Origin of the sequence: Thalassotalea sp. PLHSN55 (assembly GCF_052030545.1) — a bacterium.
GTDB lineage: Bacteria > Pseudomonadota > Gammaproteobacteria > Enterobacterales > Alteromonadaceae > CANMXU01.
Window position 1 is genome coordinate 97,462 of sequence record NZ_JBPDIH010000010.1, and the last position, 12,728, is coordinate 110,189.

The window sequence follows — 12,728 nt, forward strand, 5'->3', positions numbered from 1 at the left end:
ATAATTAAGATTGAGTTATAAATTGGCATTACCAGTTTACCAAAATCAAAATAACATGATGCACATAATATTATTACTAAAATCAATCAAACAAGGGCATAACCCTGCGCTTTTATTTTTATTATTATTCATTCCATTCAATGCGTTATCATCTAATAACACCCAAGAAACGGGTGTCGCTTATCAGCAAATGATCAACCAACAATGGCTTTATCTTGAGCAGGATTTACAAGATGTTGGCGCTGTGAACAAGGAAAAAAACTGGCAACCAGTGACTTTACCGCACTCTTGGAACAGCAAAGATACATTAGACAGTGTGCCCGGATACCGACGAAGCGCAAGTTGGTATAAACGACACTTAACCTTAGCCAAAATTAAAGCAAAAAAAACTATTCTTTATTTCGAAGGTGCTAACTTTGAAACCAAGTTATATGTCAATCAAAAACTGGTTGGTGAACATATTGGCGGCTACCTTGGTTTCGAGTTTGATATTTCAGAATATGTTACTGCTGGTGAAAATGAAATATTGGTTAGAGTTTCCAATGCTTATAATAAGAACCTCATTCCTTCTCAAAAAGCAGACTTCTTTTTACATGGCGGTATTACTCGCGATGTTTGGCTAAAACAATACCCCGACGTTTATTTGCAAGATCTGGTGGTAAAAACCCCTAAGGTTTCGCACCAACAAGCTAATACCACAGTCACATTTAGTACCAATACCTTGCCAACTAGCGCCGATTATGAAGTCATCGCTTCGTTATATGCTCCAGATAAGACATTGATCGAGACTAAAAAGTTATCTCAACTCGGTGTTGAAAATATGACGGTTGAATTTTCAACGTTATCAGCTCCTAAGCTATGGTCACCCGATCACCCAAACCTGTATCAAGTCAGCGTAAAATTATTTAAAAATAAGCAATTACAACATGCCATCACTGAAAACATTGGCTACCGTTGGTTTGAAATGCGCGCCAACAAGGGTTTTTTCATTAATGGTGAACGTGTACTGATACGCGGAACTCATCGCCATGAAGAGCACGCTGGCTTAGGTGCGGCACTGTCGAATGAACAGCACCGAAAAGACATGGAACAAATTAAGGAGATGGGCGCAAATTTTGTTCGTTTAGCTCATTACCCACAAGATCCTGAAGTATACAAAGCCGCAAATGAACTGGGTTTAGTATTATGGGATGAACTTCCTTGGTGTCGAGGAGGCAAAGGTGGTCATGAGTGGGAACAAAATACCGAACGTTTGCTTAGAGCACAAATTAAACAAAATATTAACCACCCAAGCATAGCATTTTGGTCGCTTGGCAATGAAATTTATTGGGAAGAAGATTTTGTTGGTGGCGGTCGCGACGAAGTGATCATGCCTTATTTAACAAAACTTAATAGCTTAGTAAAACAGCTTGACCCAACTCGCTTAACCACCATTAGAAAATACTACCCAAGTGCAACACTAGTCGACGCTTTTTCTCCTTCTATTTGGGCCGGTTGGTATGGCGGTGCTTATGATCAATATGAAGAAGCACTAACAACGTCAATGAAGAAATACCCAACCTTCTTGCATATGGAATATGGCGGTTCTAGTCATGTCGGTCGACATACAGAAACACCTATTAGTTCATCTGGTATTGCTGGTGGACAAGTATCGGTTTCTGAAGCTATGAACCAAGCCATAGTGAAAAGTGTCGCCAAAGATTCTGACTGGAACGAAAATTACATGGTTGATCTATTTGATTGGCATTTACGTGCCTCTGAACAAATGCCAAATTTTGCCGGTAATGCGCAATGGGCGTTCAAAGACTTTGGCACGCCACTTCGTCCTTTAAACCCAATTCCGTTTATGAATCAAAAAGGGTTAGTCGATGCTTCAGGTAAACCAAAAGACGCCTATTACGTATTTAAAAGTTATTGGAGCAAAGAACCGTTTTGTTATATTGAATCAAAAACATGGACGCACAGAAATGGTCCAAAAGAAGGTAGAAACGTCAATGTATACTGTAACACTGAACAAGCTGAATTATCATTAAACGGTAAATCATTAGGGGTGAAAACCAATGACAAAAGTATTTTTCCAGCCGGAGGGTTAGTTTGGAAAGTACCCTTTATTTCAGGTAAAAATACCCTTGAAGTTACCGGCTTTAATGGCAAGAACAACGTGGCTCAAGACACCTTAGCCATTACCTACCTAACTGGCAAACATGGTAAATATGATCATATTTCGTTAACGTCAACACCGTTATCAAATGGTAATATGTTAATCACCGCAGAAGCTCAAGATAGCAAAGGCAATCGAGTACTGGATTATTCAGAGCGCGCTTATTTTTCTAACCTAGAAGGACATGGCGAACTACTCGAACACTATGGCACACCTACACGCAGCAGTATTATTGAAATGGCAAGCGGTGTTGCGTCAATCGAGTTTGTACCTGATGAAAACTCCCCTGCTACCATTGAATTTCGCAGCCAAAATATTAAAGGTGTTTACATCGTTATCGATAAAAAATAACTGAGTATGAATTTATTTATGCTCTGATGCGATTTAATTAGCACATCACCTTTATAACACTAGCTTGAGTCACCACTCCCTGACTCAAGCTTTTTTGCTTTTTAAATTGTAGGCGCCATAGCTTCAATAGGCTTGTTTAACAGACAGATAATAGGCTAGTATTCCTCATGAATTTTATAACTATGCGTCAGTTCAAAGCATTGGTAAGTAAATTTACCATTCAGTTTTAAAAGGTGCTCACTTGTCTTCTCCTAAAACCAGTATTAACCCGCAGCTATCCTCCCACCACAAAAATGAACAAAATCTCGCTGAGGGTTTTGCACAGCTGTTTGAACCTAACAAAAATAGACTATACCGATATATTTACGTGTCTGTTTGGGATAGCGCAGCAGCTGACGATATTTTTCAAGACACCAGCTTAACCTTATGGAATGAATTTTCAAACTTTGAACCGGGAAGCGATTTTTCAAAGTGGGCAACCTGTATTGCTTTCAATCGTATTAGGGCATTTCGACGCACCCAAAATAAATATCAGTTAGGTTTAGACGATGATCTATTGCAAGAATTTAGTAATAACCTCCCTACTATTGAAACCAGCCCTACCTCTCAGGAGGTAAAGTGGCGCCATTTAGAGCATTGCCGCACACAACTGCCCCGTACAATGCAAGAAGTCTACAACTATTTTTACAATCATAATTTACAGGCACAAGACATTGCCGAAAACTCTGGACGTTCTATTTACGCCATACGTAAGGCCATACATAAAATACGCAAAAAGCTATTTGATTGTGTTGAAAAAAAATATAGCGGAGCTGGAAAATGATCAGAAGTGAAAAGTTCGCCGCTATTCGTGAGATTGCTGATGCGATAGGAACAAAATCAGCAACGGTAGAACAAGAGAAACAACTCGCTCAGTTACTCAGGGGTAATATTGAAGCACAAAGTTTTTTCTACGATTACATGAGCATGCACGTTTATTTACTCTCTGACACCGATCATAATTTTGAATTTTCCTACAAACGAATCACTGAAACAGCCGTGACCGAAGAACTTGTTGTTCGCCGTAAAAACAACCAACCAATAGCTAATAACCTGCCGATGGTTAACAATACAACGCAAGATTTATTAGCTTCAAACGAAAAACAAAAAACTGAAAACGTTAAAAAAACACCTCCACCTAGCAATGCTAAATTATGGGGCATAATATCCACCTTATTGTTATTGCTGTTAATCATCTGGCAACTGTTTTACCAACAATCTACGTCTAAAATTGCAGAAATAGCACACGGAAAAATCGCAATTATTGGGCAAGGCTCGATCGAAGGAGATCATGTATTTTCTGGCGAATATGAAATAGTACAACAGTCTAGCTTAATACTCGCAGATGGTGACATTTTGCACTTAGCGCCTCACTCAAAGATTAAGCTTTTTAATAATAATGAAATGCGACTCATCGATGGTAAGTTAAGTATTGAATCAACCTCACACAACAATATTATTGTACACGGACCAAATTTCACCTTGCACTCAAATGGTGGAGAGCTTTCACTCGATTTAACGCACAATCATTCAAACCCCATAATCGATAGTGGTGAATACACTTTATTAATACCAAGTCGCTGGCAACCCAAACATTTTTGGAGTTTTGATAGTCAAAGTGATCGCGCCATAGATTCCGTAGGCGGTGCCACAGGCATACCAGCAATAGGAGCTACCCGCATCAACGGCATTACCGGCCAAGGTGCTTTTATTTTTGATAATAGCGCCGATGCACGAATAGATGTTGGCTCAGGTGGTGGTACAGCTCCGGCAACAGGATCTTTTTCGGTGACAGACGGCGTCACCATTGAAGCCCTTATTCGTCCTGAGTTTTCTGGCAAATTTAAAGCAATAGATGTTATCTTTCGAAAAGATAGAGGCGATGATGAACTCCGCATGCTGCTTAGTTTTCAGCATGACCAAGGTAAAAGCTACTTAAGGCCAAAAGGTGATTTTAACGAAAGTTTAAGTTTTGGTTTATACATTGTTGGTCAAGGTTACCATGAATTAAAACTACCGCTTGATGGTCGTGAAGGCCGACCGACCTTAGCTCAACTAAAAGAAGGTGATTTTCATCATATTGTCGCCAGCTATCATGTAATTACCGGTTTAAAGACCATTTATATTGATGGTGAACTGCTTGCCAGCTATCAATATCCCCCAGGTTCAAAAATATTAACAGGTGGCCCTGGGCAAGCGTCTATCGGCAATAACCCAGCAGAGTCGCGTTGGGCTAAAGAGGCTTTTGCAGGCACAATTGATGAAGTGGCTTTTTACGATTTTGCACTTTCGCCATTGATACTGAAAAAACACTTCAACAATGCTCAGCAAGGCAATAATTACTTTGGTTTTCCACCAAGCGCTACCCCTTTGCCAAAAGATATTCAATTGGCGTTACCTGCCTTTACGGTTGTTCAACTTGACCCTTTAACCGGACTGCCCTATCAAGTCATTGAGCAATAACACCAGCGACAGTTGCTACCACTGCCAATGTGACTTAACCAGTGACATTGGCAGCTAGTACTCATTTAAAAAAATTAAAAACCATGGGTATCAATTTCAAGAATCGGTGACTTAGTCTTATATGCATCACAGCTTTTATGCATATACATACAACGCAGTTAATCACTGCCAAGTGCAGCATTAACTAAATAGTGCGCTTGCTAAGTACAGTGCTTATTAGGACACCACATGACTAAAAAAATAACAATGCTCTGGCTCATCACCAGCTTATTAACCTTAACTTCATTTCAATCAGTCGCGCTCAAATGGGATGCAGAATGGATTTGGACTAAACAAAAAATTGGCAATCCAAACACTTGGGTAGCGCTGCGTAAAGAAATCGATATCACTGATTTTGATAAGATAGCAGCTAATGAAACAATAACCGCTTATATCAGCGCCGATACCAAATATTGGTTATGGATCAATGGTGAAATGGTGGTGTTTGAAGGCAGTTATACCGGTGGCCCATCGCCAGTAAAAGCCTCGCCTCGCGTTGACGGTTTTCCCATTGCATCGAATAAATATTACGACCAAGTTGATATCAAGAAATACTTAAAAAAAGGTAAAAACACCATTGCAGCTTTAGCTTGGTATTATGGCGCTAATGGTGACAAAGGCACCCACATTTCTTCGAGAATTGGTGGTTTTATATTTCAGGCTAAGGTGGGCGAACAGCTCATTATTTCTGATGCCTCATGGAAAGCTAAAAAGCATGAGTCTTACCAACCAGTAGAGAAAGAAAAACACCGCCGAGTTGCTGCATGGAGCGTTAATTATGATGCCCGCAATGACATGGGTGATTGGGGTAACGACGCATGGTATTTACAGGGTTATGACGACTCTAAGTGGAAAGCGGCCAATAGTGCAAAAACCCCTCCTCGCGCCCCGTTTTTCGAGTTATTCCCGAGTGAAATTCCACCATTAAATAATTATGGCTTAGCTAACTGTACAAACTTCCCAGCATCCAAGTTCCCGTTTATCAGTGACGGTAAAAAAATAAAATGTAAGTTAGATTTTAATAAAAACTTCACGCCCTATTTTGATATCGAAGCAAAAGAAGGTTTAAAAGTACACGTAAAATCTAACATGCGTCTAAATACTATTCAGACCTTTTACACCACCAAGCAAGGTCGCCAGCAGTTTGAATCCTACTCTTGGATGAATGGTCGCATTATTGAATACACTATTCCAAAAGGTGTAAAGGTACACGGTTTGAAGTATCGCTGGACAGGCGTTGGTTCAACACCAGGACATTTTGAATCTGACGATCCATGGTTCTCACGCATTTGGCAGATGTCTGAAAACACCTTATACATTTGTGCTCGCGATAACTTTATGGACACTCCAGACCGTGAACGCGGTCTGTGGATTGGTGACGTTGCCGACCAAGCAAGCTACCTTTTCTACTCTATGGATAAACCCGGCCGCGATTTGCTGAAAAAAGCAATTAAAGTCACCATGGCCTTTAGTGATTCTGAATCGGGTGTATTTGCTGGTTTAGGCCCAGGGCGTTTTCGTGAATTACCGGCGCAAAGCTTACAATTTATTGAACAAGCGATTTGGCACTATTATTACAACACAGGTGATAAAGAAACGCTTGCTTATGCCTACCCATATGTACATAGATACCTAACCCTGTGGGGCATTAAAAACAATGGCCTTGCGACCTTTAGAAATGGCGCATGGAAGTGGACCGATTGGGGCCCGCAAGACACGATTGATTACGATGTAATCCAAAACGCTTTGTATTACAGCGCTTTAGTATCTGCACGTAAAATGGCAAAAGCCTTAAACGACAATACTCATATAGCGTTTTACGATCAACGAATTACAGAGCTGAAAAAAGCCTTCCAACAACACTTTTGGCAAGATGGTTTTTACAGTAGCAACCCGAAAAAGTTCAAAGATGATAGAGCTAATGCCATCGCTATTTTATTTGGTTTAGCCAAGTCAGAGCAGTATCAACAAATTGTCGATAACGTATTAATTCCTAATCACTTTGCCAGCCCGCATTTTGAATGGATGATTTATAACGCCATGGCAATTTCAGGCCGTTACGACGATGCGTTAGCGCGAATGAAACAACGTTATGGCAAGCAAGTGGATAACAAAGAACGCTCCACCTTAACCGAGTATATGGACGGTCGTGGCACCGAAAACCACGCATGGAATGCTCCCGCTACGGTACTAAGCCAATATATTGCCGGCATTGCACCAACATCAGTGGCTTGGAAAACTTATGAAATCATGCCGAATATGGCACACATGAAGCACATCAAACAATCAGTGCCAAGCGTGCAAGGTGATATTGATTTTGATATTCAACGCACCGGCTCATCAATCACCATCGCATTAACCTCGCCAGCTAACACTACTGCCGTCGTCGGTATTCCTAAAGAATATTTTGAAATTGGCCGTGTTAAGGTTAATGGCAAAACCGTGTGGACAAAAAACAGTTCATTCTGGAATAAGCCTGAAAAACTAACGGGCATTAACTTTATTGACGAAGACAAAAAGTATCTGAAGTTTGAAGTCACTAATGGCACTTGGTCTGTCAACGCGACACAAGATTAATAACACAAAGGCCATGTACTTTAGTAAGTTCATGGCCTATCTTCAAATGCGCTAGCACAAATACGATAACAAATAGTCTATAAGAGAATGATGACCCACCTTTAGTGAGTAACCATACTTAATACGGGTCTTTTGGTTTTAATTTAATCAGTTGCGAGTAATCAATAATACCATTTTCTTTTTTCCATTTTTCAGCCATCGCTGTCAGCTTAACCACCAATTCTGGATGTTTAGAGGCTAAATTATTTGCTTCACCTGGGTCCTTTTGTAAGTCATAAAGTTCATAAACAATCCCAGGTTTTGCAAGTGTTTGTAAATACCAACCAGGCTCAATTAGTAATTTCCAACGCCCTTGATAAACCACACTTTGTTGTCCTTTATCATTAAAGAAAATGGCTTCAGGCGGCGCCATGTTTTCACCTTGCAAACTTGCAAGCACACTGCGACCATCAGGTTTTCTAGGCATTGAACCATGAAATTTTTCAGGGAAAGGTGTTTTAGTAATTTCCAATAAGGTTGGCACGATATCCCCTACCCACACAAGATCGTTCGAAATGGTATTCGGTGCGATAATCCCAGGCCAGCTCGCAATTGCATGAGTTCTTGCACCACCTTCCCATAACAGTGCTTTAACCCCTTTATAAGGTGAATTCATTAAATCGCCAATATGTGCCGCTGCGCCATTATCTGAAAAATATAAAATGAGGGTATTTTCATATTCTCCGCTTTGTTTTAATTGCGCGATAAATTTTCCAACATTTTCGTCAATTTTTTCAACCATGGCGGCGTGAACAGCAGCTTGTAAACGAAATTCTTCTAATTTTTCTTGTTTTTGATTGCTCCACAATACATTGGTATTGACAATTTGTGCACTGTCAGGAAAGAGATCTTTCGCCACTAAGCCCGCATGACGGTCATCTGCAATTTTCTGTATATTTTCATAGCGTTTTAAATATTTTTGAACAAGTTCTTCTGGTGCTTGCAAAGGTTTATGCGGTGCACGATAAGCCAAATACATAAAAAACGGTTGTTCACTTTTAGATGCCTCGGTAACCATATCAATAGCGCGATCAGTCACCCCGTCGGTAGCATAAAACGCACGGCCCGATTTACCATCACAAGCACCATAACGTTGTTTATTAAACTCCGTTTTAGTGAAACAACGCATACGGTAGTTGTAATCATATTTAAGACTAGCCCTTTGATTATTCAGGTAATATTCATGCTTATCTTCAGGAGTAACAAACAGGTTTCCTTGCGCGCCATGAAATACAAAGCTGTTATTAAAACCACGTTGCGGCGGCAAACCTAAGTAGTCTTGCTCCATTTCTTCTTGTGTAAGCTCCATGCCTGGATGTGTTTCTTTCCAAAGAGGACTCAGCTGCTTAGGGTGGTCTTTAATATAACTACCACCTAAATGCCATTTACCAGCCATCAAGGTTTGATAACCATTGCCACTTAACATTTCTGAGATTAAAGGTTGCTCATAAGGTAATCGTCCTCGATGCGCTTTATATGGCATTTCTCGAACCCAATCACCAACGACACCACCACCAAAACCTACATGTGCCGCATCTACGCCGGTTAATAAAGTGGCTCGTGTTGGGCTACATCTGGCATTACTGTAGAAATTGCTAAAACGCACGCCGGTATTGGCTAACTGATCAAGGTTTGGCGTGTCAATTTCGCCACCAAAACTCCCTAAATCGGTATAACCTGAGTCATCGGATAAAATGACCACTATGTTTGGGCGTTTATCTTCAGCATGGCTAATAAAAGCAAAAAGTGTAATAGATAAAATAAGATAGGTAGTTAGTAAACTTCTCATAATAAATGTTTATTGTTGACAATTTACACTTAGTGTATATTAACGTTTCAGATCTGTCATGAAAAGAATGATGAGGATGTACGTTTACCGATTAATTTATATAATAAATTAATCGTCAAAAAAAACCTGCTATGACTTTCGCCACAACAGGTTTTTCACTAGTTTCAGTACACTTTACATAAACGTATACTTAATAGCCGCAGTATAAACTTTACCTGAGAATTTTGTTGTTCTCGGCTGCCATTCGTTATTTTGATACTCTTCATACAAGGTATCGGTTAAGTTGTAAGCTTTAAAGCTAAACTTAAGATCGTCGGTAATATTGTAGTAAAAAGAGGCATCTAAACGACCTGCTGGTGCAACTGAGCGATCACCTGAACCATTGGCTGTACCTGTAGTTCGTAAGTCATACGCGGTGCGATAGTTATACGCTAATCTTACGCCGTAATCGTCTTGCTCATAGTATGCAATGGCATTATAAGTTTGGTCAGAAATACCCGGTACACGTGCTTCATCGCTATCGTCTTGCTTAGTGCGAGAATAGTTAAGCACGCCACCAAAGCCATTCCATGGGTAAGGTAAGAAGTCTAAGTTTTGCTGAATTGAAACTTCTAAACCACGCACAGTAATTGTATCTTCAATATTAACAATACCTGCCATACGTACTTCATCACCCGCTTGAATCAGATCTTCGTCAGCTAGGTTGTCGTCACCATCGGTAATACAGGTTCCATCAGCTTCTTCTGTTAATTCACCTAAATCAACACCTGTGCCTTCTAAAGCACTGCTGTCACAAATACCCACCGCATCAAACAAATTTTCAATTTCTTTTTGGAAGAGCGCTACAGTAATCGCACTACCTTCACGGTTATACCATTCTAATGAAAGATCTAAAGAGTCCGCTTCAAATGGCTCAATGCCAACACCCGGTAACTGTACTTCAGCTAAACCTGGAATGTACTTAAATTGTGCGGTTGGTGAAGCTGCACGCAAGTCAGGACGTACCAATGATTTGTTATACGCAAAACGTAACATGAATTCTTCATCTTCATCTAGATTCATGGCTAAGTTAACACTTGGCAGAAAGTGGCTGTAATCTGCTGGATAAACACCTTCAGGTAAATTGTTTAAATCTGAATTTGGACCAACGAGCGGTGCACGAGATTCAGTTTCAGAGTCAATATAACGACCACCAACATTACCTGTTAAGTAAGTATCACCAAACTCATATTCAAAATTTGCCATGGCGTATAAGGCATGTGTATTTAATGATGACGAGAAAATGTAGCCATCAGCTTGTCGACCGCCACGTTGAATGTATCCCATAGGTGTAAGTACTGGGTTTTCACCACTGCTTGATGGTGCAACATTATTAATGTCGATAGTACTGATCAAGCCAGCATTCATACTGTTAAAGTCAAACGATCTCCAACCGTCTGCTGCACTTACAAAGCCAGGAGCTTTACCACCAAAAAATGCTTCTTCTGACACGTAAGACGGGTCGGTAATTGCATCACTGGTTAAGTGCCCTGTAGGATCAACACCAACGGAAGAGCCTTTTGAATAATCTGAGTCTTGGGCAACTTCAGCATAACGATAACCAAACTTAACGCTTTTAATAAAGCCGTCATCAAACATATGTTCAGCATTAAATTCAATCGCGTCACTATCGTGTTCTACTTTTTCATAGTTACCGGTAATGATCATGTACAACCCATTGTCTGCACCAACTAATGCCGTATTGGCAACAGCAGTTTTTGGATTCCATACAGCATTATCCCAATCCATCGCGCCATTCGCGTTTTCCATATCAAAGAAAAATTCACCAATATCACCTTCACCGGTAAATACACGGCCATTTACACCTGAATTGTTAATACGTGAAGAAAGCAAGACTTCGTTACGTTCATTGGTCGCCGATGACAAGGTAATCGCCGCATCAAATATCCAGTTATCTCGGGTATATTCAGCATCTAAAATGATCGCTTGCGATTCTTGTAATTGTGCATCTTGGCGATTATCAAAGTAATATCTTGCATTGTTGAAGTCGACACCTGATAAAACGTAGACTGACTCGCCACCATTGCCCACTTCACCTGTTGCTCTTGGTGCGTATTGCGCTAACGGCGTAATGCCTACGGTATTTTGATCAAGGCGCATCTCTAGTTGTTCTAAGCGGCTACCATCAAGTTGTCGCTTAGTATAAATAACATTCGCACCTATCTTTAATTCGTCGGTTGGTTGATATTCAACGCCACCTGAAAATGACAAGCGATCACCTGTATTGGTTTCACTTTGCTGGCGATATTCACCCGGCATTTTAATAATCGAGTCTGTCGCTAAACCGTTGGCCGTTTTCCATTCATCAAATGTGCCGGTATTACCCGCACCTTGATCAAAGTTTCTTTCTTTAATGGTGTCGTAAGCATTAATCTTGATCAGATCTTGGCGAAAGGTTTGTTCTGAATATGCCAAGGTACCGTTAAACGCTAAAACATCTTCGATAATATGTTTAGAGCCTGAAATAACTGTTTCTGGGTCAAACGAGTCTGATAGTTCTTCAAAACGTGTGCCTAAGCTAAAACTTAACGAGTCTTTGCGGCTTAACGCACCACGTAAGCCTTGGTCGATAGTACCTGCTATACCACCTTCTTGCATTTCAGCGGTTTGCGATTTAACGACTTTAATGCCACTAAAAACGGCTGGGTTATAGGCACCAAATGGGTTACCTGGACCATATGCTGATGCTGAACTATTACGCGTTGGCGTTGCAATTGATTGTCCATTAGCAGTAGTTAATACAAAACCAGACGGTAAACCACGTAAATTCACACTTGATTCACGGCGACCACCTTCACGGTTTAATTGTACACCTGGCACAGCTTGTAAAGCTTCACCCATATCAAGCGCTGGCAGTGAGCCAATATCGTCGGCTGAAATGCTATCAGAAACAACACTTGATGATTTTTTGTCATTTAAAGCAGATTCTAAGTTGCCTTTAAATGTACCGGTTATTTCAATAACTTCTATTTCAGCTTCTTTTTCAGTAGCTGCTTTACTGACTTCCTGTGCATTAACGCCCATAACACTCATAGCGATTATTGAGCTGAGTATAGTTCGCTTAAAGCAAGGCTTTTTATTATTAGTGTAACTATTCGACATTCTCGTTCCCCTGTTTCAATCATTTATATTTTTTGTGATTGTTTTGTATTCGAAATCAATATAGCACCAATGCAACACCAAGGTAAAGAGGCAAGGCGGCCTTACCAA

6 protein-coding genes are annotated in these 12,728 nt (G+C 40.4%); 4 read left to right on the plus strand and 2 right to left on the minus strand.

What is annotated here, in order from left to right; genetic code table 11:
- The first annotated feature begins 55 nt into the window (after positions 1-55).
- The 4 genes from ACRRSQ_RS17530 to ACRRSQ_RS17545 all read left to right on the plus strand — a co-directional run bounded on the left by ACRRSQ_RS17530 (position 56) and on the right by ACRRSQ_RS17545 (position 7,630).
- Complete coding sequence (locus ACRRSQ_RS17530; RefSeq protein ID WP_440877078.1) at positions 56-2,512, plus strand: glycoside hydrolase family 2 protein; 2,457 nt, start codon at positions 56-58, stop codon at positions 2,510-2,512.
- A gap of 241 nt (positions 2,513-2,753) precedes the next feature.
- Positions 2,754-3,335, plus strand: a complete 582-nt coding sequence (locus ACRRSQ_RS17535) for a sigma-70 family RNA polymerase sigma factor (protein WP_440877079.1) — start codon at positions 2,754-2,756, stop codon at positions 3,333-3,335.
- Positions 3,332-5,014, plus strand: coding sequence for a LamG domain-containing protein (locus ACRRSQ_RS17540; protein WP_440877080.1), 1,683 nt, complete (start codon positions 3,332-3,334; stop codon positions 5,012-5,014). The genes ACRRSQ_RS17535 and ACRRSQ_RS17540 overlap by 4 nt, the downstream gene beginning before the upstream one ends.
- Before the next feature lie 228 nt (positions 5,015-5,242).
- A complete protein-coding gene (locus ACRRSQ_RS17545) occupies positions 5,243-7,630 on the plus strand; it encodes an alpha-L-rhamnosidase-related protein (protein WP_440877081.1) in 2,388 nt (795 codons plus the stop codon).
- A gap of 118 nt (positions 7,631-7,748) precedes the next feature.
- Here the strand turns inward: ACRRSQ_RS17545 and ACRRSQ_RS17550 are convergent, their stop codons facing one another.
- Together ACRRSQ_RS17550 and ACRRSQ_RS17555 are read right to left on the minus strand one after the other, a co-directional pair.
- Positions 7,749-9,458: a sulfatase-like hydrolase/transferase gene (locus ACRRSQ_RS17550; RefSeq protein ID WP_440877082.1), complete on the minus strand. Its 1,710-nt coding sequence runs from the start codon at positions 9,456-9,458 to the stop codon at positions 7,749-7,751.
- Between the two features lie 174 nt (positions 9,459-9,632).
- The gene (locus ACRRSQ_RS17555) at positions 9,633-12,542 is read right to left on the minus strand and encodes a TonB-dependent receptor (RefSeq protein WP_440877083.1); all 2,910 of its coding nucleotides are present in this window, start codon (positions 12,540-12,542) and stop codon (positions 9,633-9,635) included.
- Positions 12,543-12,728 lie beyond the last annotated feature (186 nt).

Excerpts from the sequence above, each read along its gene's own strand:
- ACRRSQ_RS17530 (WP_440877078.1), top strand. The coding sequence starts at position 56 with ATGATGCACATAATATTATTACTAAAATCAATCAAACAAGGGCATAAC.
- ACRRSQ_RS17540 (WP_440877080.1), top strand. The coding sequence starts at position 3,332 with ATGATCAGAAGTGAAAAGTTCGCCGCTATTCGTGAGATTGCTGATGCG.
- ACRRSQ_RS17545 (WP_440877081.1), top strand. The coding sequence starts at position 5,243 with ATGACTAAAAAAATAACAATGCTCTGGCTCATCACCAGCTTATTAACC.
- ACRRSQ_RS17550 (WP_440877082.1), bottom strand. The coding sequence starts at position 9,458 with ATGAGAAGTTTACTAACTACCTATCTTATTTTATCTATTACACTTTTT.
- ACRRSQ_RS17555 (WP_440877083.1), bottom strand. The coding sequence starts at position 12,542 with ATGGGCGTTAATGCACAGGAAGTCAGTAAAGCAGCTACTGAAAAAGAA.